Source organism: Mesorhizobium sp. NBSH29, assembly GCF_015500055.1.
Classification (GTDB): domain Bacteria; phylum Pseudomonadota; class Alphaproteobacteria; order Rhizobiales; family Rhizobiaceae; genus Neomesorhizobium.
In genome coordinates this window covers 1702119-1719023 of sequence record NZ_CP045492.1, presented here as the reverse complement: position 1 = coordinate 1719023, position 16905 = coordinate 1702119, and the positions used below count along the sequence as shown (strand labels likewise).

The window sequence follows — 16905 nt, the reverse complement described above, 5'->3', positions numbered from 1 at the left end:
GGACGTTAAACCAAACAGGATTTCATCGCCCTTGTACTTTCAAGATTTGGCAGGGCATGAATCACCATCCGTCCAGCGGTTCCATCTCGATTCTGGCCAGGTCGCCGGGCCTGTCGCCCGCGGCTATCGAGGTGGTGGTAACACTGCCGACATTTCGCCGTCCGCAACAATTGCTGGAGACGCTGGCATCGCTCGGTGCCCAAAAAACCGGGCGATGCTTTGCCGTGATCGTCATGGAAAACGAGGCGGAGGCACGCGAAGGCGCAGGTGCCGCACAGCCGCTGTTCGAAGACGATACTGTGAACGGGCTTTTGATCGTGGCTCATGAGCGCGGCAATTGCAGCGCCTATAATGCCGGTTGGCAGACCGCAATGGCGCAGTTTCCGAACTTCAAATATCTTCTGGTGATTGACGATGATGAACTGGCTGCCCCTGACTGGCTGGAAAAAATGTGCGCTGCCAGTGAGACGCTGGGTGCCGATATTGTCGGCGGACCTCAGGTTCCGGTGTTCGCTGATCCCGCGCAAGACAGATGGGCCGCGCATCCGGTTTTTGCGCCGCCGTACCGCGAAACAGGGTTGGTCAATGCGCTCTATTCGTCCGGCAATTTGTTGATTGGCCATCATGTGTTGAAGCGCATGGGTCCACCCTTTCTCGACCTGCGGTTCAATTTTATGGGCGGCGGTGATTCGGACTTTTTGAGCCGGTCAAAGCAGGCTGGCTTTGCCCTTGGCTGGTGTGCAGAGGCGAAAGTTTTGGAGACTGTTCCAGCGCGCCGCGTTGAGGCTGAGTGGATCCGCTCGCGTGCGCTGCGCAACGGCGTCATCTCGACCCTGGTAGAAAAGAAGAAGCTCGCCGGAACGCCGTTTGCGGGCGCAAAAGTATTTGCCAGGAGCCTGGCGCTGCTGGCCGCCTCGCCCCTTCGCGGAACGGTGAGGCTTGCCCGAACCGGCTCATTGTCGACCGGGCTCTATCCCATCTATGTCGCGCTAGGCCGGGTGCTGGCGGAATTCGGATATGCCAATGAGCAATACCGGCAGCCTGAAAAGAACTGAGCTCGACGCCATTCGCGACCGGTTTCCGGTCAGACGGATCGGCATCCTGCTGACTTCGTTGATCTTTGCCGTTGCGCTAGTCGGATTTCGTCCGTTCCAGTTGATTGGAGACGAGGCGATGGAAGGCGGCGATGTCGTCAACCAACTGGGTTTCGGCTCGCTGGGTGCGGTGTCCCTGTTTTCGCTGCTCGCCTTTACCGACCGGCGCGTGCTGGCGGCGCTGTTCTCACCCTGGTGGTTACTGCTTCTGGCATTCCTGCTGCTTTCGGTGCTGCACGCAGCCGATCCATCCTCGGCGATGCGCGCGGCTTTTTTCACGGTTATCGGCTTGCTTGCGATGGTCTCCGTGCTGGCGGTGCCGCGCGATGCCGATGCGTTTTCCACCTCACTTGCGTTTGCCGGCTTTGCGGTGATCCTCCTCAGCTATGCCGGGCTGATCGTGTTTCCGGACATTGCCCGACACACCGCCAACTCCCTGGAGCCGCAGCATGCCGGCTTCTGGCGCGGTGTGTTCCAGCACAAAAACCTGACCGGACCAGTGATGGCCTGTTTCAGCTTTGGCGGGCTCTATCTGTTTCGACGCGGGTGGAAGCAGGCCGGGGGGATACTGTTCATCACAGCGATCATTTTCATGGCCAATACGGGCTCCAAGACGACTGTAGGGCTGGTGCCGTTGGCTGTTGGGCTGGTGATGTTGCCAGGCATTATCGGCATGCGATTTTTGACGCCACTTCTGTTTACCGTCGCCATCGTGCTGACGGGACTTGCCACCATCGGCATTGTCTTCATTCCGGCATTGACCGATCTCGCCAGTACGGTCGCGCCCGACCTCACCTATACGGGCCGTACGGCACTGTGGAAGTTTTCCGGCGAGATGATTATGCACCAGCCATGGTGGGGCTATGGATATGAAAGCTTCTGGGGAACGCCCTTCATCACCGAAATGGATCGGTCGTTCGACCAGGACTGGGATATTCGCGGCATTGTGCACGGCCACAATGGCTATCTGGATATTGCCGTCATCATGGGGCTACCGGCCTTGGCGGTCGCTGCGATCACTTTCCTTATTGTGCCGCTCTTCGATTACATGCGCACGCCGAATTTGAAGGAAAACATCTATCTGGCCGACTTCTTCATGATGATCCTGCTGTTCACCACGCTCAACGCCTTTCTGGAATCCATTTTCTTCCGGCGTGCCGATCCAGTATGGCTGTTCTTCATCCTGGCCGTGTTCGGACTACGCGTCGTTGCGCGGATCCCGTATCGGTCCCGGCCCGATGACACCGGACACCAGCCGCGATAGAGTTCTCCCGAACTGTAACAGGACTAGGAAAAATGACACAAAACGTGGTGCTGGCCGGATGCGGCAATATGGGATTTGCCATGCTGGCAGGCTGGCTGAAATCTGGCCGGCTGGCAGCGCATGATGTCTGGGTGGTGGAGCCCAACGAGCCGCTGCGCCAGCGCGCCGAGACGCTTGGCACCAACGCTTTTGCCAGTTCCGACGCACTGCCTGTAGATCTTGCGCCGGCGCTAGTGGTGTTTGCTGTCAAGCCGCAGGCGATGGGCGACGTCGTACCGGCCTACAAGCGCTTTGCTGAAGGCGCGACGACCTTTTTAAGCATCGCCGCCGGCACGCCGATCGCCCGCTTCGAGGACATGCTGGGCGCTGAGATCGCCATGGTTCGCTGTATGCCCAATACGCCGGCGGCTATCGGCAAGGGGATGATGGTAACAGTGACCAATGGTAAAGTAAGCGAGGCTGCGCAGAGTTTTGTTGCCGATCTGTTGGCGGCCAGCGGCGCTGTGACGTCTATCGATAACGAAACCCAGATGGATGCCGTTACCGCCGTTTCAGGATCGGGGCCTGCCTACATTTTCCATTTTATCGAAGCGCTGAGTGCTGCAGGCGAGACCGCCGGGCTGCCTCAAGAGACGGCCAGGCTGCTTGCAATGCAGACCGTATACGGAGCCGCTTGTCTTGCCGCAGAAAGTTCCGATGAGCCGGCCACATTGCGCCAGCAGGTAACCAGCCCGAACGGGACAACGGCAGCGGCATTGTCGGTTCTAATGGGTGATGACAGGTTGAAAAAACTGGTGGCTGAAGCCGTCGAGGCGGCGCGAAAGCGGTCAGTCGAGCTGGGCTGAGCAGAACTGGACTCAGCGACCCAATCAGGGTTACCCGCCTGATTTGGGCACCAGAAGCGGAATGATCCGGTCAGACTTGGCGACTTCCGGCTGACCGGAGGTGCCATAGGGAATGCCCAGTGTGTTCCAGGTTTCCACAAGCGCATCGCGCAGTGTCTCGATCAAGGCATCCGAATGGAAGGGCGTCGGCGTGATGCGCAGGCGTTCGGTACCGCGCGGCACCGTCGGGTAGTTGATCGGCTGGATATAGATCCCGTGCAGACCGAGCAGGCGGTCCGTCGCCAGCTTGCAAAGCTCCGGGTCGCCCACCAGCACCGGCACAATATGAGTTTCGGATGCGAATACCGGCAGGCCTGCTTCCGACAGGATCTTCTTGGTTCGCGCGGCCTGCAACTGCTGGCGTTCGCGCTCAGCGCCGGAATTTTTCAGATGCCGGATCGAGGTAGTCGCGGCCGCCGCAATCGCGGGCGGTAGTGCCGTGGTGAAAATGAAGCCGGGCGCATAGGAGCGCACCGCGTCGACCACACTGCGCGTGCCGGTAATATAGCCGCCCAGCGTGCCGAACGCTTTTGCAAGCGTGCCTTCGATGATGTCGATACGGTCTGCCAGTCCTTCGCGCTCGGTGATACCGCCGCCCCGCGCCCCATACATGCCGACCGCATGGACCTCGTCGATATAGGTCATGGCGTTGTATTTTTCGGCAAGGTCGGCGATTTCCGCTATCGGTGCGATGTCACCATCCATCGAATAGACTGATTCAAACACAATCAGTTTGGCACGATCGCGTCCGGCCGCCTGGAGCAGACTTTCCAGATGCGCGACATCATTGTGCCTGAAAACCTTCTTTTCGCAGCCCGAGCGACGCACGCCCTCGATCATTGAGGCATGATTCAGCTCGTCTGAAAGTAACAGGCAGTTGGGCAGAAGTTTTGCGATGGTAGAAATCGACGCTTCGTTGGAAACGAAGCCGGAGGTGAAGACCAACGCGGATTCTTTTCCGTGAAGGTCTGCGAGCTCCATCTCCAGCTCCACCAGCGGATGATTGGTGCCAGAAATATTGCGCGTGCCGCCGGAGCCAGAGCCCATCTTGCCGGCAGCCTGCTGCATGGCCGCAATGACATCGGCGTGCTGGCCCATGCCAAGATAGTCGTTGGAACACCAGACGGTGATTTCCTTCGTGTCGCTTCCGGAGCGCCAGATCGCCTTGGGAAACTGGCCGGCAATACGCTCCAGATCGGCAAAAACGCGGTAGCGCCGTTCGCCATGGATCTGGTCGATCGCTTCCTCGAAGAACCGCTGATAATTCATCTGACTTCCCGGTTTTTAGTAGGCTGATCATAATGGCCATGCGGTTTGGCGTCCATTGGAACAGCGGGGTCAAAATGCCACGCCCGAAAGCCCTGTGGAGGCGGATTGGCAGCGAAGCACCGAATTTTAAATGTTCGCGCCTAGGTTCACCGCGAAAACCCGGGCGTCGGGGCGTTTGAGAGGGGGTCTATATGGCCGTATTGGTCACAGGCGGTGCCGGCTATATTGGCAGCCACATGGTTTGGGAATTGCTCGATGCGGGCGAGGACGTGGTTGTACTCGACCGCCTCTCGACCGGCTTTGAATGGGCGATTGCGCCAGAGGCACAATTGATCGTCGGCGATGTCGGCGACATGACGCTGGTATCCAACATCCTGAAAACACATCCGATCGACGCGGTGATCCATTTCGCCGGGTCCATTGTGGTGCCGGAATCGGTGGCCGACCCGCTTGGCTATTACGAAAACAACACGTCGAACACGCGCACGCTTCTGGAAGCCGTGGTGAAAGCTGGCGTGCCGCATTTCATCTTTTCGTCGACGGCTGCCGTCTACGGTGGCGCAGGACTGGAGCCGGTGCGCGAGGAGGCAACGCTTGCCCCGGAATCGCCCTATGGGGTCTCAAAACTGATGACCGAATGGATGCTGCGCGACACCGCCGCCGCGCATCCCCTGACCTATACGGCGCTGCGCTATTTCAACGTCTCGGGCGCCGACCCGAAAGGCCGCACCGGGCAATCAACGCCGGGTGCCACGCATCTGATCAAGGTCGCCTGCGAAACAGCGCTCGGCAAGCGCGCCGGCATGCAGGTCTACGGCACCGATTATCCAACGCCCGACGGCACCTGTATTCGCGATTATATCCATGTCAGCGATCTCGTCGCCGCGCACAGGCTTGCACTCAAACGGCTGCGTGCCGGCGGCGGCAACCTGATTGCCAATTGCGGCTACAGCCACGGCTATTCGGTGCTTGAAGTGCTGGACAGCGTGAAGCGCGTGAGCGGCAAAGAACTCGCCGTCACCATGGCGCCTCGCCGCCCCGGCGACGCACCCGCCGTCGTCGCCAATTCCGACCGCGCCCGCGCCGAACTCGGCTGGGAGCCGGCCCATGATGATCTCGACGGGATCGTGTCGGACGCGCTGAACTGGGAGGCAGCGCTGGTGGGGAAGAATGCCCGGCCGTCTAGGACTGAAATCTGAACGGCGCCTCAGCTATACCCGGCGAGCCTGCGTGCTGCAGCGCGCCTGACAACCGGCAGCGTGCCCAGGGCAGCGATCAGGCGATTGCGGATCCATCTTGCAGCGGGATTGCCCATCGTTGCAACTTTCGTCAGGCGGTCGGTCATCTTCAGCACCTCGGCTGCTGCCTGCCGGCGTTCTTGCGCGTAGCTGCGCAACGCGGCTTCAGACCCATTCCTCAGTGCTTCGCCCAAGGCGCTGCTCAATGCCTGTGCGTCCCGTAAGCCGAGGTTCATGCCCTGGCCACCAGCCGGGCTGTGGACATGTGCCGCGTCACCCAGAAGCAGCACATTTCCTTCCTGAAAACGGTCAGCCAGCTTGTGGTGGACCTGAAAACGCGATCCCCAAATCAGTTCACGAACATGGACCCCACTACGAGGTCCACGGGCGTCAATGATGTTTTGCACGTCATTGATTGTGGGGGTGGACGGTGCGTCGCCCCATTGTGCGACAACGCGATACCGCTCGCGCGACATAGGTGCGACAACAAGCGTTCCGGCACCCGAAAAGAACAACGTCACTTCGTTGCGATCAATCGGCCAGTTCATCCGCACATCGGCCAGCATGAACGATCCGTAGGTGTTGCCAGGGAAAGCTATGCAAGCAGCGGATCGCACTGCGCTCTTTTCGCCATCTGCGCCCACCATGTAGCGCGCGTCGATTGTGATGTCCTGCTTGCCGGTACAACTGGCGCGGATGCCTTGCGAATGGGTTTCGTAGCGGGCGAATTCGACAGGCCGCAGCACCTGATGTCCCAACTCTGAAAGACGGTCGATGAGTATCTGTTCCGTCTCGTCCTGCGGGATCATAAGTGCAAACGGTGTCGGCGTAGATAGGTCAGAGAAATCTGTTTCGAGCAGGACTGAGTCGCGATCCCTAATGCGGAAATGGGGCACCTTGATGCCTTGCCTGATCAGCCTGTCAGAAACTTTCAGCGCTCGTAGGCTCTCCAGTGTCGCGGCATGAATGACGGCGGCTCGCGAGGTGTTCTGTGCTTCGGGAAGTGCGTCAATGATGACAAAATCAATCTTACGTTCCGCCAACCCTATCGCGGCTGCCAGGCCGGCTGGCCCGGCGCCTACAATCAGAACCTGTGTGGTGATAGCGTCCATTGCGGTTCTCCCATGGAGATGTAATCATGCGTTTACTAGCGCTGCGGGATGCTTAAGTCAACAGATGTTTACATGGAGGTCAAATGGCGCTGAGAGATGCCGAGGCAACGCGATCCCGTTTGATTGCGGCGGCACGTAGAGCTTTTTCGAACAATGGTTTTGAGCGGACCACGGTTCGCGAGATCGCGGGCGAAGCAGGCGTAAATCCGGCGCTGATCAACCGGTATTTCGGGGGCAAGGAAGAACTCTTTGCCAAAGCTGTTGCGATTGACCTCAGCTTTCCAGATCTGTCGGGCGTGGAGCGCGATTCCATCGGTCGAACACTGGTGGCGCATTTCTTTGCACGATGGGAAGGTCGCGAGGAAGACGACCTGCTACGGGTCCTCATCCGAACTGCGGCCACCAATGAGGAAGCGGCTGCGCGCATACGGGCAATTCTTGCCGAGCAGGTTTCGTCCATGGTGGAGAAAATAGCGGGGCCGGGACGGGCACGAGAACGTGCAGGCCTTATCGCAACACAGATCTTGGGCCTTGCCTATGCGCGCTACGTGCTCAAACTATCCGATGAGGACGTGGCGCCCGAGACTGCTATCTCCATGATAGGATCAACCATCCAGCGTTACCTTTTCGCGGAGCTGCCATGACAGTGGGTAGCTACACGCTGCCGGCGCGCTCGATCACAAGGATGCGTGCTATTCCCACCGGATGTGCAACATGTTCGTCGCCATCTTGTGCATGGAAAATATCGCCTACGTTCAGAATGTGGATTTTCTCTTCGCCATTGGTGCGCGTGTACATGTCGACGGCGCCGTCGAGGACCACAAAAACCTCCGGTCCATCGTTCACATGCCATTTGTAGGGTTGATCGGTCCAATGGAGACGAATGGTGGCCTGGTCAATTGTCTCAACGTCCAGCGCCTCCCAGGCACGGGAGCCGGTGAAATTCTTGGGCTTGATGGTGCGCATGGCACAGTGTTCTCCTGAAGCAGATGGCAGAACCATAGGCCAGGAATGGCGGGCGGTCCGCTTGCACAACGTCGTCATTGGATTGCACTTCGGGGGAATTTAGTATGGACCGGACAGACAAACGCATTTTGGCGTTGCTCGAAAAAAACGCTCGCTTGTCGGCGGCAGCAATCGGCCGGGAGATCGCGCTCTCCCGGACCGCCGTGCAGGACCGGATCGCCCGGATGGAGGCGACCGGGGTGATCCAAAGCTACCGTGCAATCACGGCTGAAGACGGCGGGATGGCCAGGGCGATGATCTTCGTGGCGATTGCGGAACGGCCTTGCGACAAGGCTCTGGGATGGCTTGCCGCATTGCCGGGCGTCACGGCTGTTCACTCGCTGGCAGGCGAGATCGATGCGGTGATGACGGTGGCGCTTCCGAGCCTTGCTGAACTCAGCAGCCTCAACGACAAAATCGGCACCAGCCCGATGGTCGCCAGTGCCCGATGCCAGATCATCCTGAAAAGCTGGTGACGCCAGCGACGTGACGGCTGAAAGAGAACTGGTGTGGTTTGAAGTAGGTGGTGCCCAGACGCGGATTCGAACCACGGACACGCGGATTTTCAATCCGCTGCTCTACCAACTGAGCTATCTGGGCATCCTGTTTTCGGCATCTGAAGGGCTTGGTTTCCCCTTCTGCGGCAGATCATTTCTGCCGCCCGAAAGCGCGTGGGTTATAGCATGTGAAATCGACCTGTCCAGCCACCGACGGATGTTTTGCGGGCTAATTCCAGCGCGCGCTCAGCCTTCGGTCTCCGGGCGGCTCGTGGTGCCGTCGCCTTCCTCGTCTTCGTCATCCCTAACCGGGATGGCGTAGCTGCCGGTGAGCCATTTTGACAGGTCGATATCCTTGCAGCGGGTGGAGCAGAACGGGAAAAGTTCGCGCAGGGAAGTTTTGCCGCAAATCGGACAGGGGCGCTTGGGGCGCAGCGGCGTGACGTTGGCCGGGGTTTTGGTCATTCGATGCGTTCCAATCAGGGTGCAGGCGGCGTGGCAAGCCAGCCAAAATGTACCTTGAAGCCCTCGCCGGATAGCAGTGAAACGGTCTCATAGAGCGGCAAGCCGACGACATTGGTGTAAGAGCCGGCGAGCTTGACGACAAAGGTGCCGGCCAGGCCCTGGATGGCATAGCCACCGGCTTTGCCGCGCCATTCGCCGGTGGCGAGATAGCTCTCCAGTTCCTCGCGCGACAGCCGCTTGAAGCGCAACCGCGTTTCCACCAGCTTCTGGCGGAATTTTCCGGACGGTGTAACGAGGCAGACACCAGAATAGACGCGGTGGGCGCGACCTGACAGCAATTGCAGGCAGTTTGACGCTTCGTCGATGAGCTCTGCCTTAGGCAGGATACGACGACCGACAGCCACCACCGTGTCGGCGGCGAGAATGTAGGCACCGGCCGCGTCCGGGTCACCTTTAAGCGCTTCATAGGCGCGCTCTGCCTTGCCGCGCGACAACCGCTTGGCCAGCGAACGCGGATGCTCTGCCTTCAGTGGCGTTTCGTCGATATCGGCTGGAAAAAGCCGATCGGGCTCAATGCCCGCCTGCTGCAAAAGCTCGATGCGGCGGGGCGACCCTGAGGCAAGCACCAGCTTTTGGAGGACGCTCATCGGACGGTTTCGATCCTGTCGGTGAAAGGCGCTGCGGCCCGCAATTCGCTATTTGAAGCGGTAGGTGATGCGGCCCTTGGTCAGGTCATAGGGGGTCATTTCCACCAAGACCTTGTCGCCGGTGAGCACGCGAATGCGGTTCTTGCGCATGCGGCCGGCAGTGTGGGCGATGATTTCGTGTTCATTTTCGAGTTTGACGCGAAACATGGCGTTTGGCAGCAGTTCGCTGACAACACCTGGAAACTCGAGGACTTCTTCCTTCGGCATTCGATACCTTTGTTGGATTGCTTTGTCCGACGCCAGGCCGGAATTCGCGCGGAACCTATCGTATTAAAGCTTCTTTGTGAACACGCTTATTCCGCCCCGGTTTGCGGACCGAACCGGCGGGCTATCCGCTCGCTTAGCCTTTGACGCACATCACGGTAGGCAGCAAGTATCTGGTCGCGGGTGCCGGTCGCTGTGGTGGGGTCGGCGGTGGGCCAATATTCGACATCGACTGCCATGGAGCGCGTGAGTTCCAGGGCTGTGTGATGGGCTTCTGGCGAGAGTGTGATGATCAGGTCAAAATAGTCGTCCTCAAGATCATCCAGCGTTCGCGGCTGTCGGTCATTGAGGGAGAGACCCTGTTCGGCCAGCACCGCATCAACAAAGGGATCGCGCTCACCGGCCCGCACTCCGGCGGAGGCCACATAGACTGTAGACGCCAGCGCCTGGCGGGCCAGAAGCTCGGCCATCGGCGAGCGGACCGAATTCATGCCGCAAACAAACAGCACTGAGCGCGGCAGGCCAGCGCCCGGGGACAGCGTGCCCGGCTCATCCGGCGCGCCCGCCACGGAATTCAGCCCCGCCAATGAAGCACGCACACCAAGGTAAACAGGCGGCGGGCAGTATCAAAATCCACCTCGATCTTGCCCGAAAGCCGATCCAGCAATGTCTGCGACCCCTCATTGTGGAGACCGCGTCGCCCCATATCGATAGCCTCGATCTGGCTCGGCGTGGAGGAGCGGATAGCGTCATAATAGCTTTCGCAAATCAGGTAGTAATCCTTGACGATGCGTCGGAAGGGCGTCAGCGACAGGATATGGGTGGCGACAGCATCGCCGCCTTCTCGCGAAATTGCAAAGACCAGCCGCGCCTCCACCAGCGAAAGCTTCAGCCGGTACGGCCCGGCTTGGGCATCGCCGACCGGACAAAACGAATTCTCCTCTATCAGGTCGAAAATGGCCACGGCCCGCTCATGCTCGACATCGGGCGTTGACCGGCCGATTGATTCGTCCAGTTCAACGTCGATCAGTCTTGCCTGGTCGCTTGCTGCAGCCATCCCACACCTCTAGAGATTGAGCCGGATGGCGACGGAGCGGGCATGACCGGGAAGGCCTTCCGCTTCGGCGAGCGCGATGGCTGCAGGTGCCAACTGGCGCAGTTGCTCGGGACCGAGCTTGAGTAGCGAGGTGCGCTTGACGAAGTCCAGCACTGACAGGCCGGACGAAAAACGCGCCGAGCGCGCTGTCGGCAACACATGGTTTGAACCGCCGACATAATCGCCGATAACCTCAGGCGTGTGGCGGCCCAGAAACACAGCTCCGGCATTACGCAGGCGAGCGAAAAAAATCTCGGCATCGTCGAACGCAAGCTCGACATGCTCTGCGGCAATGCGGTCGGCGAGCGGCAACGCGTCCTCCAGCGTATCGACCACGATCAACGCACCGAAATCGCGCCAGCTCTCTGTGGCCGATTTTTGCGTTGCCAAGGTTTTCAGCTGGCGTTCGACAGCCTGTTCTACTGCCCGTGCAAAGGCTTCGTCATCGGTGATCAGGATGGATTGGGCGCCCATGCCGTGCTCGGCCTGCGCCAGCAGATCGGCGGCCAGCCATTCGGGATCGTTTTTGGCATCCGCTATCACCAGAACCTCGGATGGGCCGGCAATCATGTCGATACCCACCTTGCCGAACACCTGCCGCTTGGCGGCAGCCACATACGCGTTGCCCGGTCCGACGATCTTCGACACCGGACGGATGGTTTCCGTGCCGTAGGCCAGAGCTGCCACAGCCTGCGCGCCGCCGACGCGGTAAATCTCGGTGACGTTGGCCAGATCCGCCGCCACCAGCACCAGAGGGTCGATGCCGCCGCCGGTGGGCGGCACCACCATGGCAAGGCGTTCAACGCCCGCAACATGGGCCGGCACCGCATTCATCAGCACCGAGCTTGGATAGGAGGCAAGGCCGCCTGGAACGTAAAGGCCGACCGCTTCCACCGCTGTCCAGCGCGAACCGAGCTCGACACCGATCGGATCGGTATAGCGGTCATCCTTCGGCAGTTGGCGCTTGTGATGGGAGGCGATACGGTCGCGCGCGAATTTCAGCGCTTCCACCGCCTTGGGATCGGCCTTTGAATAGGCGGCCTTGATCTCGTCCGGCGTTACCGTAATGCCAATCTGATTGAGGTCCGCACCGTCGAATTTGAGGGTCAGCTCCTTCAGCGCCGCGTCGCCACGCTGGCGGACATCGGTGATGATGGCGCGCACCGTTGCGTCAACCTCCGGGGAGGATTCACGCTTGGCATCCAGCAGAGCTGCAAAGCGCGTTTCGAAGTCGGTATCGCTCTGTCGCAGTGTTATCGCCATCGTTACACCCTGTGGACCGGTAGTGACGAAGCTTGCCAGGCGCCGCCCAGATCGGTCAGCCGTGCCTCCACGCACTCCACTTCCAGCCGAAGCGTTCCACCGCCAGAGAAATCAAGCTCGACCGTGCCGGCAGGCAAGGCGCCATCGAGAAAGCGTACCGCAAGAAGCGAAAGCACATCTGCCGGATTGTCGCGCGGGATACCGGCATATTTGGCGGAGAGAACGCGGTCGAAATGCAGCACGCTCTGTCGCCGCTCGCCCGTCTTGCGGAACGTGCCCGAAACAGTTTCCCATGCAAGGCGGTGCATTGGGATCACAAAGCGATGGGCCGCCGGCTGAAACGACAAGTCACCGACCTTGGTAACTGCATCCTGCACATGGGCGGAAATGACGATCAGGTCTTCTGCGTCGAGGGCTGCAAGCTTGAGCAAATCCATGGCCAAATTTCACGCCTTGTCAGGAGCCGTATTCTTCTGTGGAGCAACGGGACAGAAACTGCGGCACAGTTTGCCGGACGTTGCACGCCTGCGGCCTTGTTAGGCGGTCCGGACAGGCCGTGCAACCATTTGGCTGCACGGCAGCTTGATCAGGAAGCCAGGCGCTCGATGGTGGCGCCGCAGCCGGAGAGCTTTTCTTCCAGCCGTTCAAAACCACGATCCAGATGGTAGACACGATTGACGATGGTTTCGCCCTCGGCGGCGAGGCCGGCGATCACCAGCGATACCGACGCACGAAGGTCGGTTGCCATCACAGGTGCGCCTTTCAGCTTCGATACGCCTTCAACGATTGCGGTCTGGCCGGCCAGAGTGATGTTGGCGCCGAGACGGGCCAGTTCCTGCACATGCATGAAGCGGTTTTCAAAGATTGTCTCGGTGATGCGCGACGTGCCGCTGGACATGGTCATCAGGCCCATGAACTGCGCCTGCAAGTCCGTCGGGAAGCCGGGGAAAGGCTCGGTTGTGATATCAACCGGCGCAATGCCGGCGCCGTTGCGCCTGACGCGAATGCCTGAATTGGTGGTCGTGATCTCGGCACCGGTCTGGGCAAGAATATCGAGCGCGCCCTGCAAAAGGTCAGGACGGGCGTTTTCCAGCATCACATCGCCACCGGTCATCGCCACGGCCATCGCATAGGTGCCGGTCTCGATGCGGTCCGGGATGACTGCATGGCGCGCGCCATGCAGCGAATCGACGCCTTCAATCGTGATGGTGGAGGTGCCAGCGCCGCTGATCTTTGCGCCCATGGCAATCAGGCATTCGGCAAGGTTCACCACTTCCGGCTCGCGGGCAGCGTTTTCCAGTACAGTCTCGCCCTTGGCCAGCGTTGCCGCCATCAAGAGCACATGGGTGGCACCGACTGAAATTTTCGGAAATACATAACGGGTGCCGATCAGGCGCTTGGCCTTGGCCGTGACATATCCGGAATCGATCGAGATGTCGGCGCCCAGTGCCTGCAGGCCGTCGATGAAGAGATCCACCGGACGCGTGCCGATAGCGCAGCCGCCGGGCAGTGAAACCTTGGCGATGCCCATGCGCGCCAGAAGCGGCCCAATCACCCAAAAAGAGGCACGCATCTTCGAGACCAGCTCATAGGGCGCTGTGGTGTCGACGATATTGCGGGCGGTGAAGTGGACGGTGCGCGAATAACCTTCGCTCTGGCGTTCCCGGCGACCGGTCACCGAATAATCGACGCCGTGATTGCCAAGGATGCGAATGAGTTGCTCGACATCGGCCAGATGGGGCACGTTTTCCAGCGTCAATGTGTCGTCGGTCAACAACGACGCGATCATCAGGGGAAGGGCAGCGTTCTTGGCACCAGAGATAGGAATGCTGCCGGTCAGTTGATTGCCACCGACGATGCGGATGCGGTCCATGAGAAACTTTTCTCCGGCGAGGCCGCCGGCTTAAATCGGTTGAGGTTTGGGGCTTCGTCTAGACCATAGTTCCGTTGGGTTCAAGAAATGGTATACACAAGCGCGCGCATCTTAAAGTTGTAACTTTCACTTATTCTCGGTTTGTTTGCGCCCTACCGCCAACCCCTCGGGCCGACTATCGGCCTCGCCGGTGCGCCGCGACCGCGACTGTGCCTTGCGCTTTTGCAGATTGGCACGCAGTTCCTCGGCGAGCCTTGCCTTGCGGATGTCTTCCCGCGTCATTGGCTGCTTTGCCATGATTTTGTCCCCTCGCCCGTCCAAGAGCCTTGATGGCGCGCCCCGAAGCTACGCCGCAATGTGGCAGGGGGATGACGATCCGCGAAGTTCGCCGCTTTATGCGCCGATTGGCTTGCGCAGTCGGTATTCATATGGCATGACGCGCCGCACTCGCTTTTCAGCTGCCGTAGCTCAGTGGTAGAGCACTCCCTTGGTAAGGGAGAGGTCGGGAGTTCAATCCTCCCTGGCAGCACCAGCGACCGCAAGAATTGCGAGCAGCCCACGTCACTATGCAGAACGAAGCGGACCACGTGCGCGTTTCTGACGCAGAATCAGCCAAAGTATGTTTCCTGCCTGTTTCTTGATTTTTTGGTCGTCCCAACGAGAGGGACGATGCTGCAGGTGAAAACCACTTTCGAACCGTTTTCATCGTCAGCGGCGATAGCGCCATTTGATCGGTCGCCTCGCGCCGGTAACGACATCACCGAAAACGGCTACCCGCCATATGAAACGCTGACTTCCCCGAGGCAGCTCAAGTATATGATCGGTCGCTTCGGAAATCGAAGAAATGCTAGGGGAACTGTGCTGGCGACGACAAAAAAAGCCCCGAGGGGGGGCTTTTTCCGTAGTCGCCTTTAACTAGGCGCTAAATTTGATTTGTACGGCGATACCGATCTCGCTCGGTCGCCACTTCGTCTACCGTGTAAGGCGCGGCGGTATCGTCGAACTTGTCCCAACCACTTTCAGCGTAGGCGCTACGGCGGCTGTTCAGGTCGACGTGGTTAGCTTCCTTTAGGATGGATCTCGCCTGCATTTCGTGGGCAGCATCCGTGACCCTTGCAGTGACAAGGGTTCCGCCGCGTCTGACGCCCTCGGCATACACGTGGGCATCGCGTTCAGGGACGCCTTCATCTTCGAGGGCGCCCACCAGCCCGCCCACCGTGCCACCGGCAACAGCACCGGCAACTGCGCCAACCGCAGTTGCTACGAGCCAACCTGCAGCTACAACCGGTCCGACACCTGGGATCGCCATGACACCCAGCCCGGTCAACAGTCCGCCAGCACCGCCGACCACGGCTCCAATGCCCGCGCCGGTTCCTGCTTCTGAAGCCGCATCGGTTTCGATGGTGCCATCCCGATGGTTGGCAACGATACTAATATCGGACTCCGGGATCCCCAAGGATTTGAGATTGCGAACCGCAGACTCGGCGTCGCTATAAGTGTCGAAAAGTCCAGTTACGTTGGTCGACATGATCGATATCTCCTATAAAATTTCTGTTTCAGTTCGCGACTACGTTGCCCTGGTAATCCAGCGACACGGACACTTCTTTTCCATCCTTTGTCGCCTTACCGCGCCAGATTCCTTGGTCATCCTTTGTCAGGGCACTAACGTCAGTGTATCCACCGTCTTCCATTCGGGACTTTGCCTGCGCTTCGGTGAAGCTGTTGGCGCCTTCAACGGGCGCATCAGCTGGTGCGGGTTCATCTGGTGTTGTGACTGCGGGCGTTTCTGAGGTGGCCGGAGCAGGTTGTGCTGCCGGAGCCGTCGCTGCGGGGTCAGCCGCCGGAACACCCGGAGCGGTTTCCATCACGGGCAAGGGGGCGTAAACAGCAGCATCGAACGGCGGCAGCGCCTCCAGCTGTTCTTTACTGGTCTCCACCACAAGCCAGCGGTCACCGGCCTTCTCCGCCCACTTGGCGCTCTTGAACTCGACAGCGACATTACGTTCACCGATGCCTAAAAAGCCACCGACGCCCACGATAAGCGAGACGGCAGCGCCATTCGCATCAATCACGATGTCTTTGACCTCGCCGATTTCTTCGGCATTTTCGGCAGTGCTGTTGTAGACGCTTTCGCCGAGAATTGCCGAGGCAAGGTGGTCGGTCGTTACCACTTGGGCTGAAGCATCAGCGTTTGCAGCCGGATTTGCTGTCGCCGGTGCTGGCTGCGTCGCCTCTTGTGCGAAAGCAGCTGTCGACAGCAGCACCGCGATGGATAGTGGCGCGAGAAGATTTTTCATGGAATTCCTTCATTTCATAGACTTGAGGTGATCAGCATGGGCGACTGCGCATGACCGGTGGCCATGGTTGCGCCAAAGAAAGGCAGCTGTGCGTGAGTCACCACGATTGGCGCGAATACCAGTCGTCAACTTCCTTCGTGGTCTGGTCTTTGGCATATCCGTAGCGTTCCTGGATTTTGCCTTCGAGCTGATCGCGCTTGCCGGCGATCACATCCAGATCGTCATCAGTCAGGTCGCCCCACTGCTCTTTGATCTTGCCCTTCAGCTGCTTCCAATTTCCTTCGACACGGTCCCAGTTCATCAGAGTCTCCTTTCGAGTGTTGCGTTGGATAAATTGCAGGGCCGGTGAAATGTTCCGGTCACGCCGAGCAATTTCTTTTTTTCAGCTATGTCATTTGTCTATTGACCGCTGTTCCATCCAACATGCGATCTGCCACTCGTCGGTCTCAACCGACTTGGCGAAACGAACGATCAAACGCGCCGCGCGGTTACTTCAGCAAAGCGCATGGCCTCGCAGCCCATTGCCCGCGATTGCACGTATTATAGCGCGGTCACCCGCAGCATCGAGGAAAGCCTATAGCGCGCCAAAACGTACCGAGAACGACCCACTCAGGCGCCGGCATTCCTTCGGTACGAA

At 59.4% G+C, this 16905-nt stretch carries 21 protein-coding genes and 2 tRNA genes; 7 read left to right on the top strand and 16 right to left on the bottom strand.

The window, feature by feature from the left end; genetic code table 11:
- Positions 1–56 precede the first annotated feature (56 nt).
- The 3 genes from GA830_RS08550 to proC are packed head-to-tail and all read left to right on the top strand — an operon-like array spanning position 57 to position 3203.
- Positions 57–1055 (top strand): glycosyltransferase family 2 protein, encoded by a 999-nt coding sequence (locus tag GA830_RS08550; RefSeq protein ID WP_195164608.1) that lies wholly within the window; start codon positions 57–59, stop codon positions 1053–1055.
- Positions 1024–2358, top strand: coding sequence for an O-antigen ligase family protein (locus tag GA830_RS08545; protein WP_195164607.1), 1335 nt, complete (start codon positions 1024–1026; stop codon positions 2356–2358). Before GA830_RS08550 ends, GA830_RS08545 begins: the two co-directional genes overlap by 32 nt.
- Before the next feature lie 32 nt (positions 2359–2390).
- On the top strand, positions 2391–3203 hold the full coding sequence (proC, locus tag GA830_RS08540; protein ID WP_195164606.1) for a pyrroline-5-carboxylate reductase: 813 nt from the start codon (positions 2391–2393) through the stop codon (positions 3201–3203).
- A gap of 30 nt (positions 3204–3233) precedes the next feature.
- On the opposite strand, the gene hemA is transcribed toward proC, so the two are convergent.
- Positions 3234–4511, bottom strand: coding sequence for a 5-aminolevulinate synthase (gene hemA, locus GA830_RS08535; protein ID WP_195164605.1), 1278 nt, complete (start codon positions 4509–4511; stop codon positions 3234–3236).
- Positions 4512–4702: 191 nt separating this feature from the next.
- Here hemA and galE point away from each other — a divergent pair, with 191 nt between their 5' ends.
- On the top strand, positions 4703–5710 hold the full coding sequence (gene galE, locus GA830_RS08530; protein ID WP_195164604.1) for a UDP-glucose 4-epimerase GalE: 1008 nt from the start codon (positions 4703–4705) through the stop codon (positions 5708–5710).
- 8 nt (positions 5711–5718) lie between these two features.
- Here galE and GA830_RS08525 read toward each other — a convergent pair whose 3' ends face one another.
- The gene (locus GA830_RS08525; RefSeq protein WP_195164603.1) at positions 5719–6861 is read right to left on the bottom strand and encodes an FAD-dependent oxidoreductase; all 1143 of its coding nucleotides are present in this window, start codon (positions 6859–6861) and stop codon (positions 5719–5721) included.
- Between the two features lie 83 nt (positions 6862–6944).
- Here GA830_RS08525 and GA830_RS08520 point away from each other — a divergent pair, with 83 nt between their 5' ends.
- Positions 6945–7505: a TetR/AcrR family transcriptional regulator gene (locus GA830_RS08520; RefSeq protein ID WP_195164602.1), complete on the top strand. Its 561-nt coding sequence runs from the start codon at positions 6945–6947 to the stop codon at positions 7503–7505.
- Between the two features lie 10 nt (positions 7506–7515).
- Here the strand turns inward: GA830_RS08520 and GA830_RS08515 are convergent, their stop codons facing one another.
- A complete protein-coding gene (locus GA830_RS08515; RefSeq protein WP_195164601.1) occupies positions 7516–7827 on the bottom strand; it encodes a cupin in 312 nt (103 codons plus the stop codon).
- A 104-nt stretch (positions 7828–7931) separates the two neighbouring features.
- Here GA830_RS08515 and GA830_RS08510 point away from each other — a divergent pair, with 104 nt between their 5' ends.
- On the top strand, positions 7932–8342 hold the full coding sequence (locus tag GA830_RS08510) for an Lrp/AsnC family transcriptional regulator (RefSeq protein WP_195164600.1): 411 nt from the start codon (positions 7932–7934) through the stop codon (positions 8340–8342).
- Positions 8343–8390: 48 nt separating this feature from the next.
- Here the strand turns inward: GA830_RS08510 and GA830_RS08505 are convergent.
- The 10 genes from GA830_RS08505 to GA830_RS08460 all read right to left on the bottom strand — a co-directional run bounded on the left by GA830_RS08505 (position 8391) and on the right by GA830_RS08460 (position 14268).
- A tRNA-Phe gene (locus tag GA830_RS08505) sits at positions 8391–8466 on the bottom strand.
- A gap of 143 nt (positions 8467–8609) precedes the next feature.
- The gene (gene yacG, locus GA830_RS08500; RefSeq protein ID WP_195164599.1) at positions 8610–8828 is read right to left on the bottom strand and encodes a DNA gyrase inhibitor YacG; all 219 of its coding nucleotides are present in this window, start codon (positions 8826–8828) and stop codon (positions 8610–8612) included.
- 14 nt (positions 8829–8842) lie between these two features.
- On the bottom strand, positions 8843–9475 hold the full coding sequence (locus tag GA830_RS08495; protein WP_195164598.1) for a Maf-like protein: 633 nt from the start codon (positions 9473–9475) through the stop codon (positions 8843–8845).
- 48 nt (positions 9476–9523) lie between these two features.
- On the bottom strand, positions 9524–9742 hold the full coding sequence (gene infA / locus GA830_RS08490) for a translation initiation factor IF-1 (RefSeq protein WP_195164597.1): 219 nt from the start codon (positions 9740–9742) through the stop codon (positions 9524–9526).
- An 86-nt stretch (positions 9743–9828) separates the two neighbouring features.
- Complete coding sequence (locus tag GA830_RS08485; protein ID WP_374939313.1) at positions 9829–10317, bottom strand: arsenate-mycothiol transferase ArsC; 489 nt, start codon at positions 10315–10317, stop codon at positions 9829–9831.
- On the bottom strand, positions 10314–10796 hold the full coding sequence (locus tag GA830_RS08480) for a UPF0262 family protein (RefSeq protein WP_195164595.1): 483 nt from the start codon (positions 10794–10796) through the stop codon (positions 10314–10316). The genes GA830_RS08485 and GA830_RS08480 overlap by 4 nt, the downstream gene beginning before the upstream one ends.
- A gap of 9 nt (positions 10797–10805) precedes the next feature.
- A complete protein-coding gene (gene hisD / locus GA830_RS08475; protein WP_195164594.1) occupies positions 10806–12098 on the bottom strand; it encodes a histidinol dehydrogenase in 1293 nt (430 codons plus the stop codon).
- 2 nt (positions 12099–12100) lie between these two features.
- The gene (locus tag GA830_RS08470) at positions 12101–12535 is read right to left on the bottom strand and encodes a DUF2948 family protein (RefSeq protein WP_195164593.1); all 435 of its coding nucleotides are present in this window, start codon (positions 12533–12535) and stop codon (positions 12101–12103) included.
- 149 nt (positions 12536–12684) lie between these two features.
- Positions 12685–13971: a UDP-N-acetylglucosamine 1-carboxyvinyltransferase gene (murA, locus tag GA830_RS08465; protein ID WP_195164592.1), complete on the bottom strand. Its 1287-nt coding sequence runs from the start codon at positions 13969–13971 to the stop codon at positions 12685–12687.
- Between the two features lie 126 nt (positions 13972–14097).
- A complete protein-coding gene (locus GA830_RS08460; protein ID WP_195164591.1) occupies positions 14098–14268 on the bottom strand; it encodes a hypothetical protein in 171 nt (56 codons plus the stop codon).
- Positions 14269–14428: 160 nt separating this feature from the next.
- Between GA830_RS08460 and GA830_RS08455 the strand changes: the two genes are divergently transcribed.
- Positions 14429–14503, top strand: a tRNA-Thr gene (locus GA830_RS08455).
- 390 nt (positions 14504–14893) lie between these two features.
- Here the strand turns inward: GA830_RS08455 and GA830_RS08450 are convergent.
- From GA830_RS08450 to GA830_RS08440, 3 genes are all read right to left on the bottom strand, one after another.
- On the bottom strand, positions 14894–15499 hold the full coding sequence (locus GA830_RS08450) for a general stress protein (protein WP_195164590.1): 606 nt from the start codon (positions 15497–15499) through the stop codon (positions 14894–14896).
- Positions 15500–15527: 28 nt separating this feature from the next.
- Positions 15528–16268, bottom strand: a complete 741-nt coding sequence (locus GA830_RS08445; RefSeq protein ID WP_195164589.1) for a PRC-barrel domain-containing protein — start codon at positions 16266–16268, stop codon at positions 15528–15530.
- 97 nt (positions 16269–16365) lie between these two features.
- Positions 16366–16569, bottom strand: coding sequence for a CsbD family protein (locus GA830_RS08440; RefSeq protein ID WP_195164588.1), 204 nt, complete (start codon positions 16567–16569; stop codon positions 16366–16368).
- Positions 16570–16905: the final 336 nt, after the last annotated feature.

Coding starts and splice junctions, on each gene's coding strand:
- GA830_RS08550 (WP_195164608.1), top strand. CDS start 57: ATGAATCACCATCCGTCCAGCGGTTCCATCTCGATTCTGGCCAGGTCG.
- GA830_RS08545 (WP_195164607.1), top strand. CDS start 1,024: ATGAGCAATACCGGCAGCCTGAAAAGAACTGAGCTCGACGCCATTCGC.
- proC (WP_195164606.1), top strand. CDS start 2,391: ATGACACAAAACGTGGTGCTGGCCGGATGCGGCAATATGGGATTTGCC.
- hemA (WP_195164605.1), bottom strand. CDS start 4,511: ATGAATTATCAGCGGTTCTTCGAGGAAGCGATCGACCAGATCCATGGC.
- galE (WP_195164604.1), top strand. CDS start 4,703: ATGGCCGTATTGGTCACAGGCGGTGCCGGCTATATTGGCAGCCACATG.
- GA830_RS08525 (WP_195164603.1), bottom strand. CDS start 6,861: ATGGACGCTATCACCACACAGGTTCTGATTGTAGGCGCCGGGCCAGCC.
- GA830_RS08520 (WP_195164602.1), top strand. CDS start 6,945: ATGGCGCTGAGAGATGCCGAGGCAACGCGATCCCGTTTGATTGCGGCG.
- GA830_RS08515 (WP_195164601.1), bottom strand. CDS start 7,827: ATGCGCACCATCAAGCCCAAGAATTTCACCGGCTCCCGTGCCTGGGAG.
- GA830_RS08510 (WP_195164600.1), top strand. CDS start 7,932: ATGGACCGGACAGACAAACGCATTTTGGCGTTGCTCGAAAAAAACGCT.
- yacG (WP_195164599.1), bottom strand. CDS start 8,828: ATGACCAAAACCCCGGCCAACGTCACGCCGCTGCGCCCCAAGCGCCCC.
- GA830_RS08495 (WP_195164598.1), bottom strand. CDS start 9,475: ATGAGCGTCCTCCAAAAGCTGGTGCTTGCCTCAGGGTCGCCCCGCCGC.
- infA (WP_195164597.1), bottom strand. CDS start 9,742: ATGCCGAAGGAAGAAGTCCTCGAGTTTCCAGGTGTTGTCAGCGAACTG.
- GA830_RS08480 (WP_195164595.1), bottom strand. CDS start 10,796: ATGGCTGCAGCAAGCGACCAGGCAAGACTGATCGACGTTGAACTGGAC.
- hisD (WP_195164594.1), bottom strand. CDS start 12,098: ATGGCGATAACACTGCGACAGAGCGATACCGACTTCGAAACGCGCTTT.
- GA830_RS08470 (WP_195164593.1), bottom strand. CDS start 12,535: ATGGATTTGCTCAAGCTTGCAGCCCTCGACGCAGAAGACCTGATCGTC.
- murA (WP_195164592.1), bottom strand. CDS start 13,971: ATGGACCGCATCCGCATCGTCGGTGGCAATCAACTGACCGGCAGCATT.
- GA830_RS08460 (WP_195164591.1), bottom strand. CDS start 14,268: ATGGCAAAGCAGCCAATGACGCGGGAAGACATCCGCAAGGCAAGGCTC.
- GA830_RS08450 (WP_195164590.1), bottom strand. CDS start 15,499: ATGTCGACCAACGTAACTGGACTTTTCGACACTTATAGCGACGCCGAG.
- GA830_RS08445 (WP_195164589.1), bottom strand. CDS start 16,268: ATGAAAAATCTTCTCGCGCCACTATCCATCGCGGTGCTGCTGTCGACA.
- GA830_RS08440 (WP_195164588.1), bottom strand. CDS start 16,569: ATGAACTGGGACCGTGTCGAAGGAAATTGGAAGCAGCTGAAGGGCAAG.